Here is a 17,483-nt window from a genome sequence, read left to right as displayed (position 1 = left end):
ATGAAGTTTACCTCTTACTGGCTGGATACGTCTCAGCCGTTCAATGAAGGGTCGTCCAAACCGCTCGAAGGCCACTACGACGTGGCGATTGTGGGCGGCGGCTTGACCGGCTCCTCCGCCGCGCTGGCCCTTGCCAAAAAGGGCGCCCGGGTTGCCCTGTTGGAGGCCGAAACGATCGGCAATGCCGCGTCCGGCCGCAATGGCGGCATGTGCAACAACGGCTTTGCCCAGAACTATGCAATCATGGCTGGCAAGCACGGCAAGCCGGCCGCAAATGCGCTCTACAAGGCTTTTGACGCCGGCGTCGATATGATCGAGCGGCTAGTGCAGGAAGAGAAGATCGACTGCAGCTTCTCCCGCGTCGGCAAGCTCAAGCTTGCCGCCAAGCCCGAACACTACGACATGCTGGCGCGCAGCCAGGAACTACTGGCTGCCAATATCGATCCCGACACCAGGATGATCGCGCGCGAGGACCTGCGAACCGAAGTCGGCACCAACCGCTACCATGGCGGGCTGCTCTTTCCCAAGAGCGCGGGCATGCATGTCGGCCGGTTCGTCCGGGGCCTCGCGACCGCCGCTGCCCGGCGTGGCGCAGAGGTCCATGAACGCTCGCCCGTCATGGCGATGCGCAAGGTTTCAGGCGGGCATGAGGTAACGACGCCAAAGGGCAAGATCGTCGCGCGGCAGGTCCTGTTGGCAAGCGGCATTTCCCAGGTTGGCCCGCTCGGCTGGATCCGCCGGCGCATGATCCCGGTCGGCGCATTTCTGATCGTGACCGAGCCGCTGTCGCCCGACCACCTTAGGCGTCTCATGCCGACTGGGCGCATGGTCGTCGACACGCGCAATCTCGTTGTCTACTGGCGGCTCACGCCGGACAATCGCCTTTTGTTCGGCGGGAGGGCGCGCTTTGCCGTGTCCAACCCTCAATCCGACGAAAAAAGCGGCCGGATACTCAAGGCGGCGATGGTCGAGGTCTTTCCGGAACTGGCCGGCACCCGCATCGACTACTGCTGGGGCGGCATGGTCGATATGACCCGCGATCGCCTGCCGCGCGCCGGAGAGCGCGATGGCATCTATTACTCGATGGGCTATAGCGGACACGGGACCCAAATGTCGACGTTGATGGGCACCATCATGGCCGACGTCATGGACGGGCACCCCGAGCTCAATCCCTGGAAGGATTTCGACTGGCCAGCGATCCCCGGTTATTTCGGGCGCCCCTGGTTCCTGCCGATTCTCGGCGCCTATTACCGCATGAAGGACCTTGTAGGGTGATGACGCCCCTCGAACGCCTGGCCCGCAACGGCCACCTGGACAAGTTCTTCATCGACGGTCAATGGGTTGAGCCGAGCGGCACCGCGACGGGCGTCGTCGTCAATCCCGCCACAGAAGAGGTTGTGAGCCAGTTTCCGCTTGGAAATGGCGAGGACGTTGACGCGGCCGTTGCAGCGGCTCGCCGGGCATTCGCCACCTGGAGTCGGACTACGCCAGAAGACCGCGCGGGTCTGCTCGATCGCCTGCGAGCGCTGCTCGAGGCGCGCGGCGAACTGCTGGCTCAATGCCTGAGCCTCGAAATGGGCGCGGCGATCGGCTATGCGCGCAGCGCCCAGGTGCCGCTGGCGATCACGCATGTTAAGGTCGCTCGCGATGTGCTGACAGACTTTCGCTTCGTCAAGCAACGGGGGCAAACCGCCGTCACCCACGAACCGATCGGTGTCTGCGCCTTGATCACTCCGTGGAACTGGCCACTTTACCAGATCACCGCCAAGGTTTCGCCGGCGCTCGCTGCAGGCTGCACGATCGTGCTGAAGCCGAGTGAGCTTTCTCCCTTGGACGCCCTGCTATTCGCCGAGGCAATCGAGGAAGCCGGCTTCCCTGCTGGGGTTTTCAACCTCCTGCAAGGTCATGGTCCAGGCGTGGGTATGGGTCTCGCCTCCCATCCGGATGTCGACATGATCTCCATTACCGGGTCCACCCGCGCGGGCATTGCTGTGGCCCAGGCGGCGGCGACCACGGTCAAGCGTGTCGCGCAGGAGCTGGGCGGCAAGTCGCCGAACGTGATCCTGCCGGACGCAGATCTCGATCGCGCCGTTTCTCTGGGCGTAGCCGCCGCCTTCCGCAATCTCGGCCAGTCATGCAGCGCCCCGACGCGCATGATCGTGCCACGCTCGCTGCTCTCCGAGATCGAGGCAATCGCCAAAAGGGCAGCAGCCCAGATCGTCATTGGCATCCGCTTTGCGAAGCCACAACTCATGGTGCAATCGCAAACCGTGCCCAATTCGACCGCATCCAAACCATGATCGGCGTCGGCATTTCTGAGGGCGCCAGGCTCCTCACCGGCGGACCGGGCCGTGCGCACGATCTGAACGTCGGGTTCTATGTGAGGCCGACCATCTTTTCCGACGTGCGCACAACCATGCGTATTGCCCAGGAAGAGGTCTTCGGGCCAGTTCTCTGCATCATCCCCTACGACACAATCGAGGAGGCCGTCACCATCGCCAACGACACGGTCTACGGTCTGGGGGCTCATGTGCAGGGCAAGGATGTGGACGCCGTCAGGGACGTGGCCTCGCGGATCCGCTCCGGTCAGGTGCATCTCAACTACCCGGCCTGGGATCCGCACGCCCCGTTTGGCGGTTTCAAGCAGTCCGGAAACGGACGCGAATATGGAATCGAGGGCATGTTGGAGTATCTCGAGGTAAAATCCATCCTCGGCTATTTCTAGGCGACATCTTCGCCCAGCGCAGGGGGCGCGCCCGTGGGCCGAGCCGAGCTCCTGGACCGGGCTCACATACGAACCTGGCAATTGCCCTCCGCAGCGTGCGGGCCATCTGCTGAGAAACCCGGTCGAGGCCCGGTAGGGAGGCTTGGTCGATCTAGAATGCCGTCGGAATTAGAGATGTTTGGCCGTCGCGGTCCAGCCGGCCGAGTCTGTACGTTCCGTACATCGAATTGAACACAACCGTGGATAGATTACCATCGCCCTGGGCCGCGTATGGGGAGGGTGGATGAGTAAGGTGAAAAGGGTCAGTCCGGTAGTAGAGCAAGCAATCGGCGCAGTCCTCAATAGGGAGGATCGTGGTGACACCATCTCGATCACAGCGACATTAAACGCAGCACGGCAAGCCGCCCCATATCTGGTCGCATCCGACGAAGAGCTAACCGAGGCGAGCGTCGAGGCAGCAACTGCCCTGGGCCTGTCCGTGGCTTTCGACGGTCGGGAATAGCCGTCGGTTCCACCAGTTCTTGCTCGGTACCCTGGCGCGCTTGCTGCGAGCCCACGCGATGACGCGTGCGTGCTCGTCCGCCATAGCCGCGTCGAAGCGGCTGTCGCCACTGAAAGCCATGGCAAGTGCATTTGCGCAGAGTTCGGCGTTCCGGAAGCATCGCCGATGCCTGCGCAGTGACTGCGTCCTTGTTATAGCCAGCATCGCCAACAGTCGCCCAGCCTGGCCCGTATGGCTTGCTGGGCAACGGTGCGCCAGCGAGTGGCCTCTCGCGCCTTGCTGCGCCAAGACGGTCGGCGACGGCAGGCCATCCCGGCTCCGATCAAGAGCCCCGCGCGCCAGCCGGCCCACCAAGGTTGCCGCGATCACCCTTGATGTCGTAGAGCCTACGGTCGGCGGTTAAAATTGGTGGAGAAGAATATATGCCAGAGCACCCGAAACTCGTCTCGACTGCCAAGTCGCATGGCGGCGCCCAGCATGTTTACTCTCATCTCTCGACGAGCTGCTCGTGCGAAATGACGTTTGCCATTTTCGTGCCTCCGCAGGCACGGGAAAGCCGTTGCCCCGTGGTGTGGTACCTCTCCGGACTCAGCTGCACCCATGCGAATGTAATGGAAAAAGGCGAATACAGACGTATTGCCGCCGAACTTGGCTTGATCGTTGTCTGTCCCGACACCAGCCCGCGTGGTGCCGACATTCCGGATGAAAAGGACAATTGGCAGTTCGGCAGCGGCGCCGGTTTCTACCTCGACGCGACGCAAGAGCCGTATGCCAAGAACTATCGCATGTATTCCTATATCGTCGAGGAGCTGCCAGCCGTGATCGGGCGCGAATTTCCCGCCGATATGGCGCGCCAGTCGATCTTCGGCCATTCGATGGGCGGGCATGGCGCGCTGACGATCGCACTGAACAATCCCGCGCGTTTCAGAAGTTGCTCGGCCTTTGCGCCGATCGTGCAGCCAAGCACAGCCGGCTGGTCGAAGCCGGCTTTCGAAAAATATCTCGGCCTGGATGAGGCCTCGTGGCGGCGCTACGATGCCACTTCGCTCATCGAGGATGGACACCGTTTCCCGGAATTCCTGGTCGATCAGGGAACGTCAGACGGTTTCCTCCAGGAGGGCCTCAGGCCTTGGCTGCTCGAAGACGCCTGCTCCAAGGCAGGCATTCCGTTGAAATTGCGGATGCAGGACGAATACGATCACTCCTATTTTTTCATTTCGACATTCATGCATGACCATATGACGTGGCATGCCGAACGGCTTTCACGAGGGTAGGCCGTAGGAATAGTCGGCAGTCAGGCGGGCTCGGTGACGACGCCGATGCGCCGGTAGACGAATGGTTCGTCCTTCGAAGGAACCGTCGCAGCGCGCTGGGCCTCGTCGATCAGCATTGCCATGCGCGCATGGATCGGCGATTTCGCGCAAGCCGGGTCCGTCGCGGCGGCATCGCCGGCGATTGCCATCGCCTGGCAGCGACAGCCGCCCCAGTCGATCTCGCGCCGCTCACAGTTGCGGCAGGGCTCCTGCATCCAGTCCGTGCCTCGAAAGGCATTAAATGCCGGGGAATCGGTCCAGATCGCGGCCAGGCTGCGTGATCCAAAACGCTCGAAACTGAGCGACGGTATGGTCTGGGCCGCATGGCATGGCAGTACGGTGCCGTCTGGCGTCACCATGAAGGCGTCGCGCGCCCAGCCGCCCATGCACGGCTTGGGATAGATGGCGAAATAATCCGGCGTGACGAAATCGATGTTCATGATGCCGGTGAGCCGTTCGCGCGCCGCCGCGACGATCTCCGCCTGGCGGTCGACGGCAGCACGCTCGGGCATCAGTTGATCGCGATTGGTCAGCGCCCAGCCGGCGTACTGCACGTTGGCGATCTCGAGACGCTCCGCACCCAGCGAAAGGGCCAGATCGATGAATTCCGGTACCTCCTCGATATTGTGGCGATGGATCGGCGCGTTGATGGTAAGCGGCAAGCCGGCCGCGCGAGCGCGGCGTGCCGTTTCCAGCTTCTTTTCGTGGCTGCCCCTATGATTGCCGATGCGCTCGGTGGTCGCCGGCCGTGCACCTTGAAAGCTCAGTTGCAGATGGTCGAGCCCGGCTTCGGCAAATGCCTCGACGCGGCCATCCGCAATGCCGACACCGGCGGTGATCAGGTTGGTGTAGACGTCGCGCGCCGAAAGCCCGGCGATCAATTGCTCGAGATCGCGACGCAGCGTCGGTTCACCGCCGGACAGATGCACCTGGAGAACGCCAAGGTCGGCCGCCTGCGAGAACAGGTCGAGCCAGCTCTGCGTGTCGAGTTCGCGATTGGCCTTCAGCAATTCGAGCGGATTGGAACAATAGGGGCATTGCAGCGGGCAGCGATGCGTCAGTTCCGCCAGCATGCCGATCGGGGGGAGAGGGGGCTCGCTCATAGCTTCACCAGCAGCTTGTCCGACCATTCCTGCAGGAAGGCGACGACATCGGCCGCCACAGCCTCCTGTTCGGCATCATAATCTGCGGCAAGGCCGGCAATGATGTGGCCGACCGTGGACCGTCCGTCGCAGCGGCGCAATATGTCGAGGCTGATCTCGTTTGGCCAGAACACCTTTTCGGGCGAAAGCACGGCGAACGCCTGGCGCACGGGGTCATACTGTATGCGCACGTGCTTCGGCAGCGATGGAACCGACTGCAGCGACACCATGGCTCTTTCGCGCAGTGCCATCATTGGGCTGCCTCCGGACGGAAGGCGCCGGGCGGGATATTGCCCGGCTCGCCATAGGCGTGTTGAAGCGCGTCGAGCATGGCCCAGAGTATATCGCATTTGAACACCAGTGCATCGATCGCCTGCTGCCGGCGCTCCGCCGTGTCGGCATGTTCGAGCACATAGGCGAGCGCGAAGTCGGCGTCGCGCGAGGCCTGTTCGGGCCGTCGGGTGAAATAGGCCAGCGTGTCCTCGGTGATATAATCGTATCTGGCCAGCATCGCGGGTACCCGCTCGCCGATGATGAGCGGCGAGAACATCTCGGTCAGCGACGACGCGACCGCCTCCAGCAGGGTCCGGTTCGTGCAAAAGGAGAGGTAAGCGCCAACCGCAAAACGTGTCGCCGGCAGGGCCAGCCTCTCGCTCTTCACCGCGTCGGCATCGAGACCGAGCGAGGTCGCCAGGTGCAACCAGCGCGCAATACCGCCGCTCCAGCCGTCTTCGCCGTCATGATCCTCGATGCGTTTGCGCCAGGCGGCGCGAAACGCCGGATCCTCGGCATGCGCGAGGATCATGGCATCCTTGCGCGGAATGACAGCCTGATAGCAATAGCGGTTCAGCGCCCAGGCCTGCATCTCGGTCCTCGACAGCGCACCGCTGGTCATCCTGTGATGGAAAGGATGGTGGTTGTGATAGCGCTCGGCACCGACCTGCCGCAGCACGGCTTCGAGCTCGCTTGAGGACAGGCCGTTGCTGGCTGCGTCGTGGAAATCACTCAAAGTTCCATCTCCATCCCGTCGCAGGCCACTTCCCAGCCAGCCGCTTCGACTGCTGCACGCTCGGCAGAATTCTCGTCCAGAACAGGATTGGTGTTGTTGATGTGGACGAAGACACGGCGGCCGATCCTCACATCGGCCAAGCCGGCGATCGACCCCGCGTCTCCCGACATTGCCTGATGCCCCATGCGCGCACCGGTCTTTTGGCCGACGCCGGCAGCAATCATCTCGTCGTCGGTGAAGACCGTGCCGTCGAACAGAAGGCATGCGGCATCGGCCAGACGCGTGCGCAGGGTCGCATCGATGCGGGCGCAGCCGGGGATGTAGAAGACGGAGCCGCGACTGCCGGCACCGGCGATACGGACGCCGATCGTGTCGCCGGCATCGGAGCTGAAATTGGCATCCGGCTGGCCTCTTTCTTCGAGATAGAGGGCTATCTTCCCGGGCACGGGAAAGCTCTCGACAGCCACCCCGGTCTCGTGGCCGTCTGCGTCGCAGATCGACAGTTCTTGCGCCGGCGGCAAGATGCGTCGCGGCACGAGCGCCGGATCGAGGACATTGAAAATCGAATTCGCCTTCAGCGTCGCCAGAACCTGTGTCGTTGCATAGATAGCGAAAGGCTGCCGCTCACGCAGGCTGAGCAGGCCGGCCACATGATCGACATCGGCATTGGTCAGCACCACCGCGCGAATAGGTGTCGAGCGCAGCGGCGCATCGTGCACGGGCTGCAATTCAGGCGTTGCCGCGATCTGCTGGCGAATGTCGGGCGAGCCGTTGAACAGAACCCAGCCGAGTCCATCCGCCGACGCGGCGACACTCGATTGGGTTCGTGAATGCACGCCAGCTACCCCGGTGCGAGCCGCACGGCTCAGACGATAATTGCAGTTCCATTGCGGAAAGCCGCCGCCGGCCGCCGATCCGATGATTCTCAAACGCATGAAAACGCCCGCCCCGCGGCTTCTCTGACCAGCAGCCAATTTGCAGCCGCAAAAAACGGCCCGCCCGCTTTGCGCACCTCAAACTCTTTCACGAAAATCCCATGCGGCAAGGGGATGCGTGCCCCTGTTGCCAGGGACACGCACCTCTGCGGCCTACTTCTTGGGAGTAATTTCAGCAGGCAGATAGCGCGAAATTTCAAAGCCCGCAGCAACCTGACACATGGTCGGTTTTGTCCAGCTCTTCTTCATAACATTTCTCCTCTTCTACCAGCCCGAAGGGGCCGATCCGGTGGTTAGCCAACCATTGCAGGGCACCGAAGCAATGGCTCGTCCATCACGTTCTCAAAATGGACAAATGAACGCAAGGTTTTGAAAGACCGAAAAACAAAACTATCGAAAGTAGCTGTAGTCTTCTCTTCAATTGTTCATCGCGTAGGTTTTTCCTCCTCCTGACCCATCCCGACTATTGCGTGATCGGATTGTCGTGCTCGTCGATCAGCGGCACATTGTAACCCAGCAGGAGCTTGGTGATCTCCGCCTGGTTTTCCCTGATCACCCGGTTGAGCGTCCGTTTCCATTCCTGGTCGGACGGACGTACGCCCATGGTGATGCGGTAGGACATGCGCGAGCCGGTTTTTTCCTTCAGCAGCGGAACAATGGTGACATCGGCTCCGAGTTCCCTGGCATAGTAACCTGCCATCGGCCCCCACAGGACCGCCGCGTCAATCTCGCCGGCGAACATGTCCCTGATCATGACCTCCCCCATGGAAGGAGTGACGCGCGTATCCACCGCGAGTGGATAGATCTTGGCGGTCCGCAGAAGCTTGTTGGCGGCCATGTTGGCGGTTGGCGGCGTGCTTTCGACGACGCCGATTCTCTTGCCGGAAAGTTTCGGGTCTTCGAGCGTCTCGATGCCTTCCATGCCGTTGCCTTTGGGGTATACGAGCACATAGGCGGAGCGATAGTAGGCGTTGGTGTTCTGCACCAGTTCATCGCCTTGGGCGTAGCCCATGATGATGTCGCATCGATTGGCCCCCAGCGTATTGCGCACAAAGCCGGTGACAGTGGGAAACCACGTGTAAGCGACTGATTTCCGCCCCGTCTTCTTGGCAACCAGTTCAGCCAGCTTGTTTTCGAAGCCTTGGCCGTTCTTGTCGGTAAAGGGCATGTTCGAGGGATCGGCGCAGACGCGCAGAATGTCGGGATCGACCAGTTCGCCCGCAGCGCCAAGCCCGGCATTTTGTGCCAGAACATTCGACGGCAGCAAGGCGAGCGCGCCGAGGATCGGCAGAACGACGCGCAGCTTCGATGCAGTGCAGCCGGTCATATCATCCACCCATGCAGGATGCTTCGGCATCCTTGGCTGCCTGAGCCTTGTTTTCGTGCTTGGGCGGCCTGCCGCGGGGTGCCGCGCCATCGGCGCGCGCGCGCAGATAGACGTAGAGATCGTCCAGGTAACAATAGACGTTCTTGTTGTCGCCAAAGGCAGGCATGACGTTTTCCTTGCCGCCGCCGACATTCTTGCGGCCCTCGGCGACGATCGACAGGAACGTGGCGTAATCCATGTTCTTCAGGCTATTAGCCAGGGCAGGCGCATAGCTCGAACCTGTGGCGTCCTGTCCGTGACAGACATGGCAATCTGAGTGATACCGGCGGTACCCGCTGAAGGTGTACCAATCGACGGTTCCGTTTTCGATCTTGTAGGTCGGATTTCCGTCCGCATCTAAATATTTGCCCCCTTCTTGCTTCACCGCCTTGGCTTTTTCCATGCTGTCTTCGGCCCTTGCCAGACTTGAGCTGGCCAGAGGCAGCAGGACCAGAGCGAGAGCGGAAACTGCAATGCGAACGATCATTCAGACTCTTCCTTCATTTGCCAGGGACACTGGCTGCCGTCGTGCTCGGCATTAATCGGTGTTGGGTGGGCGCGCAATCGAGAGCCCGGTTCCCGGCTTCGGGTGACCCGGGCTCTCGTTTTCGAACCTAGTCGTAAGGCTCTTCCCGGTTATTAGTCCGGGAGGCCGAAGACGGTGAGCTGGCCGCCCAGCGTCGTATAGTCGGCAAGTGCCGCGTAACCGCCGACGGCACCCAGACCAGCGGTTCCAACGACCGCGGTCTCGTCGCCCTGCGCACGGCCCTGATCGACGGCGCCATGCCAGGCAGCGGCGTTATCGGGCGAAAGCAGCCCCCCTGCCAGACCGATACCCGCCCATCCACCGACGCCGGACAGAACGGCGACGTACTGCTTGCCGTCATGCTCGTAGGTCGTGATGTTGCCGATGATGCCGGACGGGGTCTTGAACTTGTAGAGTTCCTTGCCGTCCTTATCGACCGCCTTGATGTAGCCTTCGAGGGTACCGTAGAAGACGACGTCGCCATCTGTCGCCAATGCGCCCGACCACACCGAGAACTGCTCGGGCTTCGACCAGACGATCTCACCCTTGGCTGCATCCCAGGCAATGAAGTTGCCCATGTTACCGTCACCGCCAGGCGCCGCATACATCGACACGGTGGCGCCCACATAGGGCTGACCGGCGGTGTAGCTCACTTTGTAAGGCTCATAGTCCATGCAGACATGGTTGGTCGGCACGTAGAACAACCCGGTCTTCGGCGAGTAGGCGGCCGGCTGCTGGTCCTTGGTTCCAAGCGCGGCCGGGCAGATACCGGTCGAGTTGGTGTCTTCGCCGTTCTGCTGGGTCGAATACTTGGCGACGACCTGCGGGCGGCCATACTGGTCGCTCTTGGGATCCATGTTGACTTCCGTCGCCCAGTTCACTGCCGGATCGTATTTCTTGGCGACGAGAAGTTCGCCGGTGGCTCGATCCATTGTGTAGGCAAAGCCGTTGCGGTCGAAATGCACCAGCACGTCGTGCTTGGCGCCGTTGACCTCCATGCCATCGACGAGAATCATCTCGTTGATGCCGTCATAGTCCCACTCATCATGCGGGGTCATTTGGTAGAGCCATTTGGCAACACCGGTATCCGCATCGCGAGCCATGATTGTCATGGACCAGCGATTGTCGCCTGGGCGCTGGACCGGGTTCCACGTCGAGGGATTGCCGGTGCCGTAATAGACCAGGTTCAGCTTGGGATCATAGGAATACCATCCCCATGTCGTGCCGCCGCCCGTCTTCCACTGTTCGCCTTCCCAGGTGTTCGTGCCGGAATCTTTTCCGACAGGCTTGCCGAGATGGGTGGTCTTCTCGGGATCGAGAAGGGTGTCTGCATCAGGACCTTCCGAATAGGCTTTCCAGGCGAGCTTGCCGTCTTTCAGATTGTAGGCGGCCAGCCAGCCGCGAACACCGAATTCAGCACCGGAGACGCCCACGAGCACCTTGTCCTTGATGACTACGGGTGCCGACGTGCCGGATTCGCCCTTTCCGCCGTCGGTCTGGTCTCCGTTCTTGACAGACCAGACGACCTTGCCGGTCTTGGCATCGAGCGCGACGACGGTGGTGTCGGCCTGGTTGAGAATGATCTTGCCGTCGCCATAGGCGACACCGCGATTGACCGTGTCGCAGCACATGATCGGAATGACGTTCGTGTCCTGCTTGGGCTCGTATTTCCACAGGATCTTGCCGTCATTCTTGAGGTCCAGAGCATAGACGTTGTTTGGGAAAGGCGTGTGGACATACATCACGTCGCCGATGACCAGCGGCCCGCCTTCGTGACCGCGCAGCACGCCGGTGGAAAAGCTCCATTTGACCTGCAGGTTCTTCACATTGTCGGCAGTGATCTGGTTGAGTTTGGAATAGCGGGTGTTGGCGTAGTCACCCGTCTGCATCGCCCAGTTCTTCGCATCCGATGCGAGCTTTGCAAGGTCTTCATTGGCCGAAGCCGTATAGGCAGCGCCGAGCGATAAAAACGCCGCGGTCGTCAGAATGTAGGTAGTTTTCGCAAGTACACGCATCCAAAATCCTCCCGGGTTCGCAGTGAAGAATCGACCGTCAAGCCCCACAAGGGCTTGCCCAAGCAATTCATGTTGGGAAGTTATTTTCCGGCAGCTGTCACGACCTACCCCGAAGCAGAGGGCACCGTTACCGCCCGCCCCCCTTGGTCTTCGAAAGACTGCCGCCGCTCCCTGATGACGGTGGCGCTCTTGAAGCCGGAAACAGGAAAAAGCTATGTCATCGTAAAAGGCCAGGCAAGCAAAAACCTACAATGGGTCGCTGCGCTGCAATATCGATATGGTGCGATGCAATATTTAGAAATAATTAAAATAAGCGCCGCGTGAAAAACTAATAAGAGGATGACCGCCAGCCGCGATATATATAGCAAACATATTGTTCGCGTATTCTCGAGGTGATACACATTTGACTTTATTTCGATATATTCTGCGGGGCACCTACGAGTAAGTATGCGGGCGTCTCGCTGGCTGCCGATAGTGAGCGACGCATGAAATGAACGCGTGAAGGAGGGTGCGCAGGGGGGCATGAAGCTGGCTCTTGTCGGTCGATAGGGCATTCCTCCTTTGGTCCTATACGCAGGCCATGGGAGCTTGACTGGCTTTGCGGCACGTCGCCAATTGGAGCGATGATCCCGTCTGGACGCATGGTGTCCAGGCCAACTGGAGGTTCCTCATGATAAGGTCTGTTGGATCTCTCACCTTGCCGGTGGCCTTTGCGGCGACGCTGGCTTTTGCGAACTTGGCCAACGCCGCGGGAGACTACCCGACGGCAACGATTGCCGACTACGTGCTCGGCTGCATGCAAACAAATGGCCAGACACGTCAGGCGCTTGAAAGCTGTTCCTGCTCGATCGATGTTATCGCCTCGATCCTTCCTTACGATCACTATGAGAGGGCGGAGACCTTCAAAAGCATGTCGCTGACGACAGGGGAGGCCGCAGGGTTGTTTCGCGAAAGCGCGCCAGCGAAGGCGGCGCGCACGGAACTGAAACGCGCGCAGGCTGAAGCCGACGTACGTTGCTTTTAATCAGGCGAAACAGGCGCGCGTGGCGGTGCCTCACAGTCTCGCCGTTTCTATTGGCTATTGGCTGCAAAATACCTTGCAATCCGCATTCGAGCCGTAAGGCGATCAGGCCACACCCGGAAATTTTTGCTGGAATGACCGCAAAAGGTCGCTCATCACCAGTGGATTGCGATGCTGCCTCGGCACTCTTACGTCGAACATGCCGAGCACGTGGGCTGGGCGCTGCTCAAGCACGATGATGCGGTCCGACAGCATCAGTGCCTCGCGCAGATTGTGCGTTACCATCAGGGCGGTCGTAGGCCGCGCCGATCACACGGTCAAAAGCAATTGCCGAAGCCGCTCGGCGGTCTGTTCGTCGAGGGAGGCAAAGGGTTCGTCCAGGAAAAGTACCGCCGGTTCGGTGGCGAAGGCCCTGGCAAGCGCTGCCCTGCGCGCAAGCCCGAGCGAAAGCTCCGCCGGATAGAGCGAGCGCATGCCAGCGAGGCCGAGAGTGTCAAACAGCTCGTCGAGACTCTTCGCTCTTAGGCTTTTCGGCAGCGCCAGCCTGACATTCTGCTCCACCGTGCGCCATGGCAGCAAAGTAGGCTCCTGGAACACGGCGGCGATGCGGTTCGAGCCGCCTTGCGGCAGTTGGAAAGAGCCGGAAAAGTCTTTGTCCAGTCCAAGCAGGATGCGCAACGTCGTGGTCTTGCCGCAGCCCGACGGCCCAAACAGGCAAGCGAATTCGCCCGGCCGGACCTCGAAGGACAGACCCTGTAGCGCCGTGATCGACACGCCTTGCGCGGACCTGAAGGTCTTTTCGGCGATGTCGACCCTAAGCGGGACGGCGGCGCCAACGGGTTGCATGTCGTTCAATGGGCTGCACCAGGAGAAGTTCGATGACAAGCATCACCGCCACGAAAGCCAGCGTGTACGCAAGAATGGCGGCGACGTCGAAGAGCTGGAAATAGAGATAGATCTGGAAACCGACGCCATTGGAGCGGCCGAGCAGTTCGACCACCAGGACGATCTTCCATATGAGGGCGATGCCGGACCGCGAGGCCGCGGCAAAATAGGGCTGCAGTTGCGGCAGCAGGACATGGCGGATGCGCTCGAGTGGGGCGAAGCGGTAGACGGCGGCCATTTCGGCATAACGCGGATCAAACGCCCTGGCGCCTTCGCGCATCGTCACCACGACATTCGGGATCTTGTTCACGGCAACTGCGCCAATCGCCGCCGCCTCGTTGAGGCCGAACCAGATATAGGCGAGCACGATGACCACCAGCGCTGGAATGTTGAGAAACAGGACCACCCACGGACTGAAGAACCGGTCCGCACCGCGGTAGCTGCCGAGGATGACGCCGATGACCGAGCCGATAATCATTGCGACGACGTACGCCGCAGCAACTCGTCCGAGCGTCGCGCCAAGATGATAAAAAAGGTCACCGCTCGCCGCTTCCCTGAGCAGGACCTGCCAGACCTGCCCTGGTGGGGGGAAAGCACGGCTTTGCCACAGATGAGCCGCGAGGCCCCACAGCAGGCAAAGTCCAATCAGGGAAACCGTTACCGTCAGCGCTGGCGTCAGCGCCGTCGCAAAGCCGGATCGACCCGACTTGTCTTCCGTTGCGGTCATTTCGCGAGTTCCGGCCAGAACGTGCCGGGCGCCATCTCGGGCGCCCTGCCAACCAGCTTCTCGCCGCCTATCGCGGCCAGCACGTGATAGAGTTTGCCCGCATCGCCCGCTTCTTCGGCGACCGGCCGTCTTGGGATGCCCTGGCGATAGCGGTCGCGCAGTTTTTCCAGCTCCTTGCCTTCTGCGCGAATGAGTGGCGCCAGGCGCAGCCATTCATCATCGGATTTGGCTAGCAAGTCCTTGGCCTGCTTGGATGCCTTGACGAAGCCCCGGGCGGCATCCGGATTGTCGCTCGCCCAATGTTCGTGGAAGACGTAGCCGAGTGCCGACACGGGGCCTGAGGCACCAAGCGCTTTCGTCGCGTCATCCGCACCGATCAACCGACGAAAGCCATTGGCCTCGAGCCGGGCGCAGAAATGCCAGAAATTGAGCACGGCATCGAGTTCGCCTTGCATCGCCTTTTCAGAAATCAGCGGCGGCGCGCCAAAGACGACGTCACAGGCTGTCGGCAGGTCGAGGCCGTGATCGCGTCTGGCCAGCGCCTGGACCAGTAGCCAGCTCTTGTCGAGCGGGCCGCCGGCGACACCGATTTTCTTTTCCTTGAGGTCGGCGAGCGTCCGGATCGGCGATTCGTCCTTCACCATGATTGCCCCCACGGCGGTCGAATAAGGGGCCAATGTAAGATCGCCGCCCTCGGAGCGCTGGCGCGAGACCCACAGCCAGTCGGTCACGATCATGTCGATCGCGCCGGCCAGCAGCGCGACGTTGGTCGCATCCTCCCCGGCGAAGTAGACAATTTCCAGATCGATCCTGTTGGCCTCGTCGAGCTTGTGGCGTTTCAACGTGTCGAGTTCCCAGCTCACGGTGCCGAACTTCAGGACACCAATTCGGACTTTAGCGGCCGCAAAGACGGCAACCGGCTTTGAGGCGAGGATGGCCCCCAGAGCCGCCAAGCGCAGCGTCGTGCGCCGCGAAATCATCATGGCGTCTCCTCTTTTAGGGTCTTGACGAACCAGGAATGTCGATCAAATTGCTCGTTCCTTGCTCGGAACGGCACATTTCCAGCGCACGACCTTGAGACTCGGATGTTCCTGAGACCATTTTGCGATCTCGGCGGGCGCCAGGAACATGCATTGGAACAGAGAGCCGCGGCTCTCGAAATAGAGATGTTCATCTCGGCAATTGCCCGGATTGGCGCTAAGGCACACCGTTAATATGAGATCGACCATGTCCATTTGGCACTTATCGTCGCCTGCGCGGCGAACTCTCCAGAGTTCGTGCTTTGGAGTTGCGCGGATTCCTGAAGGTGCCCAAACAGCAAACCGGTTGGAGTGAGGCTACGCGTTCGGCCAACAGGCGTCAATGATGTGGACCGCGTGTCGCTACACACTTCCCTTCGCGCAGTCGGGAAACGAAACAGGACCTTTGTACGATTGACTTCTTTCATCGGCAGTCTAGCTTTTCGAGGCGTGCAGGTGCTGCCAGTCCGGGGAGGAAGGACGAATAGTTCGCTCTCCCGCTTTAAAACGAATGCCGGCGATCAAGGCATCGACACGCGTAAAGTGTCCCGGGCACTCACACGATCAATGAGGAAATGCCATGCGCGCAGTCGCATTTTTCGCCGCCGTGTCCGTCGCCACCTTTGTCACTACCCAGTCTCAGGCACAGGATGCCGCGGCGGGTGAGAAGGTGTTTGCCAAATGCAAGGTCTGCCACGTCGCAGACAAGGATCAGAACAAGATCGGTCCGTCCTTGAACGGCGTTATCGGCCGAACGGCCGGGACGCATCCGGGGTTCAGCTATTCCAAGGCCATGACCGAGGCCGGCAAGTCCGGCGTCAAATGGGATGAGGCCACGCTGACGACCTACCTTCGCGATCCCAAGGCGATGGTCAAAGGAACCAAGATGGCGTTTGTCGGCCTCAAGAAAGACGAGGACATCGCCAACGTCATTGCTTATCTGAAACAATTCTCAAAATAACGCGGTACCGCCGGCCGTTGGACTGCGCTCGGCCGGCGTTGGCTCGGCTTTGCGCATGGGGTCACGCAGCGTCTTGCAGCCTCTGCATCGCTGACGGCAGATCGAACAGGCTGTCGCAAACGAGGTCGGCGCAAAGCTCTTCAACGGGAATTTGGCTGTATCCGCCACGCAGCAGAATGACGGCCATGCCGGCGGCGCGGGCGGCGGCCACGTCGGCGCTGCTGTCTCCGACCATCAGCGTGTCACGAGGTTCGACCTGAAGCAGGTCGAGCGCCAGCAACAGCGCGTCTGGCGCCGGTTTCAATGATGTCACCGCGTCTCCGCCGACGATCGCGCCGAGATATTCCGTCAGCCGAAAATGCAGCAGGATTTCGCGAGCCGCCAGCTGCGGCTTGTTGGTCACCACGGCCATGGCTATTCCGCTCAAATGCAAGTGCGTGAGAACCTCCCTGACGCCAGGCATCAGCCTCGTGCGGCCGGTCAGATGCCTGCGATAGATCGGCGCCATGACGCGGTTGGCCTCATCGAGTGCGATGCCGAGGAGCGGCGTGCCGGAAGCCGCGACGGCCCTTTCGACCAGTTTCCTGATGCCGCCGCCGATCATGGCCTTGACCTGATCCAGCCGCAGCGGCGGCAGATCGCGGCCGGCCAGCAATTCGTTGACGGCGGCCGCAATATCAGGCGCCGAATCGACCAGTGTGCCGTCGAGATCGAACAGGATCGCCTTGGGCGAGCGAAACGGCCTGCCTGCGCCGACGTTCATGCGGCACCCTTCCACTTGATCGAACAGCCGATCGAAGCGATCTGGTCAAGCGGTCCGTCCCCGGTTCGGGCAACTTGCTTCATCGCCTCGAACAGGTCGCGCCTCAGCCCGGGCAATTCGGCGTCGCGTCGCGACGCGTCCAGCCGGCCGCGATATTGCAGCGTCAACTCGCTGTTGAGCCCGAAGAAATCCGGGGTGCAAACGGCTCCGTAGGCGCGCGCCACCGTCTGGTGCTCGTCGTGGAGATAGGGGAAAGTGAAGCCGTTCGTCCTGGCAAAGAGCTTCATGTTGTCGAACGAATCATCTGGATAGGCGTCGCTATCGTTGGAGTTGATCGCGACAAAGCCGATGCCTTCGGCCTTGAGGTCATTGGCGTCGCGCACCATCCGTGAAATCACCGCCTTCACATAGGGGCAGTGATTGCAGATGAAAGCCACCACCAGCCCGTTCGGGCCGGCGTGGCTTAAGATCGAATGCGATGTGCCGTCGACGCCGGGCAAAACGGCGTCGATGGCTCGCCAGCCGAAATCGCAGACAGGTGGGATTGCCGCCAAGATTTCCTCCGATGAAATGG

Annotated in this window: 19 protein-coding genes and 2 pseudogenes; 7 read left to right on the top strand and 14 right to left on the bottom strand. The window is 61.0% G+C overall.

What is annotated here, in order from left to right; genetic code table 11:
- The 4 genes and pseudogenes from NKI17_RS10480 (at position 1) to fghA (ending at position 4,501) form a co-directional block, all read left to right on the top strand.
- A complete protein-coding gene (locus NKI17_RS10480; RefSeq protein WP_352854910.1) occupies positions 1 to 1,275 on the top strand; it encodes an NAD(P)/FAD-dependent oxidoreductase in 1,275 nt (424 codons plus the stop codon).
- Positions 1,272 to 2,725: pseudogene (locus NKI17_RS10475) on the top strand (aldehyde dehydrogenase family protein). Before NKI17_RS10480 ends, NKI17_RS10475 begins: the two are co-directional and overlap by 4 nt.
- 283 nt (positions 2,726 to 3,008) lie before the next feature.
- Positions 3,009 to 3,227, top strand: coding sequence for a hypothetical protein (locus tag NKI17_RS10470; RefSeq protein WP_352646213.1), 219 nt, complete (start codon positions 3,009 to 3,011; stop codon positions 3,225 to 3,227).
- 422 nt (positions 3,228 to 3,649) lie between these two features.
- Positions 3,650 to 4,501 (top strand): S-formylglutathione hydrolase, encoded by an 852-nt coding sequence (gene fghA, locus NKI17_RS10465; RefSeq protein WP_352450659.1) that lies wholly within the window; start codon positions 3,650 to 3,652, stop codon positions 4,499 to 4,501.
- A gap of 20 nt (positions 4,502 to 4,521) precedes the next feature.
- Here fghA and pqqE read toward each other — a convergent pair whose 3' ends face one another.
- The 8 genes from pqqE to NKI17_RS10425 form a co-directional block, all read right to left on the bottom strand.
- Positions 4,522 to 5,643, bottom strand: coding sequence for a pyrroloquinoline quinone biosynthesis protein PqqE (pqqE, locus tag NKI17_RS10460; protein WP_352905861.1), 1,122 nt, complete (start codon positions 5,641 to 5,643; stop codon positions 4,522 to 4,524).
- The gene (pqqD, locus tag NKI17_RS10455; protein WP_352578031.1) at positions 5,640 to 5,936 is read right to left on the bottom strand and encodes a pyrroloquinoline quinone biosynthesis peptide chaperone PqqD; all 297 of its coding nucleotides are present in this window, start codon (positions 5,934 to 5,936) and stop codon (positions 5,640 to 5,642) included. Before pqqD ends, pqqE begins: the two co-directional genes overlap by 4 nt.
- Positions 5,933 to 6,691 (bottom strand): pyrroloquinoline-quinone synthase PqqC, encoded by a 759-nt coding sequence (gene pqqC, locus NKI17_RS10450; protein WP_352692455.1) that lies wholly within the window; start codon positions 6,689 to 6,691, stop codon positions 5,933 to 5,935. Before pqqC ends, pqqD begins: the two co-directional genes overlap by 4 nt.
- Positions 6,688 to 7,626, bottom strand: coding sequence for a pyrroloquinoline quinone biosynthesis protein PqqB (pqqB, locus tag NKI17_RS10445; protein ID WP_352905860.1), 939 nt, complete (start codon positions 7,624 to 7,626; stop codon positions 6,688 to 6,690). Before pqqB ends, pqqC begins: the two co-directional genes overlap by 4 nt.
- Before the next feature lie 153 nt (positions 7,627 to 7,779).
- Positions 7,780 to 7,875 carry a pyrroloquinoline quinone precursor peptide PqqA gene (locus tag NKI17_RS10440; RefSeq protein WP_101918690.1) on the bottom strand — a complete coding sequence of 32 codons (96 nt, stop codon included), beginning with the start codon at positions 7,873 to 7,875 and terminating at the stop codon, positions 7,780 to 7,782.
- Between the two features lie 214 nt (positions 7,876 to 8,089).
- Positions 8,090 to 8,953 carry a substrate-binding domain-containing protein gene (locus NKI17_RS10435; RefSeq protein WP_352646200.1) on the bottom strand — a complete coding sequence of 288 codons (864 nt, stop codon included), beginning with the start codon at positions 8,951 to 8,953 and terminating at the stop codon, positions 8,090 to 8,092.
- Position 8,954: 1 nt separating this feature from the next.
- Complete coding sequence (locus NKI17_RS10430; RefSeq protein WP_352854905.1) at positions 8,955 to 9,479, bottom strand: c-type cytochrome, methanol metabolism-related; 525 nt, start codon at positions 9,477 to 9,479, stop codon at positions 8,955 to 8,957.
- A gap of 152 nt (positions 9,480 to 9,631) precedes the next feature.
- Positions 9,632 to 11,407: a methanol/ethanol family PQQ-dependent dehydrogenase gene (locus NKI17_RS10425; RefSeq protein WP_502894471.1), complete on the bottom strand. Its 1,776-nt coding sequence runs from the start codon at positions 11,405 to 11,407 to the stop codon at positions 9,632 to 9,634.
- A 195-nt stretch (positions 11,408 to 11,602) separates the two neighbouring features.
- On the opposite strand from NKI17_RS10425, the gene NKI17_RS10420 reads away from it, so the two are divergent.
- Positions 11,603 to 11,857: a hypothetical protein gene (locus NKI17_RS10420; protein ID WP_352646198.1), complete on the top strand. Its 255-nt coding sequence runs from the start codon at positions 11,603 to 11,605 to the stop codon at positions 11,855 to 11,857.
- Between the two features lie 346 nt (positions 11,858 to 12,203).
- Positions 12,204 to 12,557: a hypothetical protein gene (locus NKI17_RS10415; RefSeq protein WP_023678826.1), complete on the top strand. Its 354-nt coding sequence runs from the start codon at positions 12,204 to 12,206 to the stop codon at positions 12,555 to 12,557.
- A gap of 102 nt (positions 12,558 to 12,659) precedes the next feature.
- Here the strand turns inward: NKI17_RS10415 and NKI17_RS10405 are convergent.
- The 4 genes and pseudogenes from NKI17_RS10405 to NKI17_RS10390 all read right to left on the bottom strand — a co-directional run bounded on the left by NKI17_RS10405 (position 12,660) and on the right by NKI17_RS10390 (position 15,401).
- Positions 12,660 to 13,400, bottom strand: a pseudogene (locus NKI17_RS10405) (ABC transporter ATP-binding protein).
- The gene (locus NKI17_RS10400; protein ID WP_352854902.1) at positions 13,369 to 14,166 is read right to left on the bottom strand and encodes an ABC transporter permease; all 798 of its coding nucleotides are present in this window, start codon (positions 14,164 to 14,166) and stop codon (positions 13,369 to 13,371) included. The pseudogene NKI17_RS10405 and the gene NKI17_RS10400 overlap by 32 nt, the downstream one beginning before the upstream one ends.
- The gene (locus tag NKI17_RS10395; protein ID WP_352646194.1) at positions 14,163 to 15,149 is read right to left on the bottom strand and encodes an ABC transporter substrate-binding protein; all 987 of its coding nucleotides are present in this window, start codon (positions 15,147 to 15,149) and stop codon (positions 14,163 to 14,165) included. The genes NKI17_RS10400 and NKI17_RS10395 overlap by 4 nt, the downstream gene beginning before the upstream one ends.
- Positions 15,150 to 15,191: 42 nt before the next feature.
- Positions 15,192 to 15,401, bottom strand: coding sequence for a hypothetical protein (locus NKI17_RS10390; protein WP_023678830.1), 210 nt, complete (start codon positions 15,399 to 15,401; stop codon positions 15,192 to 15,194).
- A gap of 364 nt (positions 15,402 to 15,765) precedes the next feature.
- On the opposite strand from NKI17_RS10390, the gene NKI17_RS10385 reads away from it, so the two are divergent.
- Positions 15,766 to 16,146, top strand: a complete 381-nt coding sequence (locus NKI17_RS10385) for a c-type cytochrome (RefSeq protein WP_352578022.1) — start codon at positions 15,766 to 15,768, stop codon at positions 16,144 to 16,146.
- Between the two features lie 61 nt (positions 16,147 to 16,207).
- Here the strand turns inward: NKI17_RS10385 and gph are convergent, their stop codons facing one another.
- Together gph and NKI17_RS10375 are read right to left on the bottom strand one after the other, a co-directional pair.
- Positions 16,208 to 16,909: a phosphoglycolate phosphatase gene (gph, locus tag NKI17_RS10380; protein WP_352646192.1), complete on the bottom strand. Its 702-nt coding sequence runs from the start codon at positions 16,907 to 16,909 to the stop codon at positions 16,208 to 16,210.
- Positions 16,906 to 17,463 (bottom strand): thioredoxin family protein, encoded by a 558-nt coding sequence (locus tag NKI17_RS10375; RefSeq protein ID WP_352622115.1) that lies wholly within the window; start codon positions 17,461 to 17,463, stop codon positions 16,906 to 16,908. The genes gph and NKI17_RS10375 overlap by 4 nt, the downstream gene beginning before the upstream one ends.
- Between the last annotated feature and the right edge of the window lie 20 nt (positions 17,464 to 17,483).

Origin of the sequence: Mesorhizobium sp. M0816 (assembly GCF_040320005.1) — a bacterium.
In the GTDB taxonomy this organism is placed as follows: domain Bacteria; phylum Pseudomonadota; class Alphaproteobacteria; order Rhizobiales; family Rhizobiaceae; genus Mesorhizobium.
Note: the sequence above shows the minus strand (reverse complement) of the source record. Positions and strands in the feature narration are given on the sequence as shown.

Excerpts from the sequence above, each read along its gene's own strand:
- NKI17_RS10480 (WP_352854910.1), top strand. The coding sequence starts at position 1 with ATGAAGTTTACCTCTTACTGGCTGGATACGTCTCAGCCGTTCAATGAA.
- NKI17_RS10470 (WP_352646213.1), top strand. The coding sequence starts at position 3,009 with ATGAGTAAGGTGAAAAGGGTCAGTCCGGTAGTAGAGCAAGCAATCGGC.
- fghA (WP_352450659.1), top strand. The coding sequence starts at position 3,650 with ATGCCAGAGCACCCGAAACTCGTCTCGACTGCCAAGTCGCATGGCGGC.
- pqqE (WP_352905861.1), bottom strand. The coding sequence starts at position 5,643 with ATGAGCGAGCCCCCTCTCCCCCCGATCGGCATGCTGGCGGAACTGACG.
- pqqD (WP_352578031.1), bottom strand. The coding sequence starts at position 5,936 with ATGATGGCACTGCGCGAAAGAGCCATGGTGTCGCTGCAGTCGGTTCCA.
- pqqB (WP_352905860.1), bottom strand. The coding sequence starts at position 7,626 with ATGCGTTTGAGAATCATCGGATCGGCGGCCGGCGGCGGCTTTCCGCAA.
- NKI17_RS10440 (WP_101918690.1), bottom strand. The coding sequence starts at position 7,875 with ATGAAGAAGAGCTGGACAAAACCGACCATGTGTCAGGTTGCTGCGGGC.
- NKI17_RS10435 (WP_352646200.1), bottom strand. The coding sequence starts at position 8,953 with ATGACCGGCTGCACTGCATCGAAGCTGCGCGTCGTTCTGCCGATCCTC.
- NKI17_RS10430 (WP_352854905.1), bottom strand. The coding sequence starts at position 9,479 with ATGATCGTTCGCATTGCAGTTTCCGCTCTCGCTCTGGTCCTGCTGCCT.
- NKI17_RS10425 (WP_502894471.1), bottom strand. The coding sequence starts at position 11,407 with ATGCAGACGGGTGACTACGCCAACACCCGCTATTCCAAACTCAACCAG.
- NKI17_RS10420 (WP_352646198.1), top strand. The coding sequence starts at position 11,603 with ATGTTGGGAAGTTATTTTCCGGCAGCTGTCACGACCTACCCCGAAGCA.
- NKI17_RS10415 (WP_023678826.1), top strand. The coding sequence starts at position 12,204 with ATGATAAGGTCTGTTGGATCTCTCACCTTGCCGGTGGCCTTTGCGGCG.
- NKI17_RS10400 (WP_352854902.1), bottom strand. The coding sequence starts at position 14,166 with ATGACCGCAACGGAAGACAAGTCGGGTCGATCCGGCTTTGCGACGGCG.
- NKI17_RS10395 (WP_352646194.1), bottom strand. The coding sequence starts at position 15,149 with ATGATGATTTCGCGGCGCACGACGCTGCGCTTGGCGGCTCTGGGGGCC.
- NKI17_RS10390 (WP_023678830.1), bottom strand. The coding sequence starts at position 15,401 with ATGGACATGGTCGATCTCATATTAACGGTGTGCCTTAGCGCCAATCCG.
- NKI17_RS10385 (WP_352578022.1), top strand. The coding sequence starts at position 15,766 with ATGCGCGCAGTCGCATTTTTCGCCGCCGTGTCCGTCGCCACCTTTGTC.
- gph (WP_352646192.1), bottom strand. The coding sequence starts at position 16,909 with ATGAACGTCGGCGCAGGCAGGCCGTTTCGCTCGCCCAAGGCGATCCTG.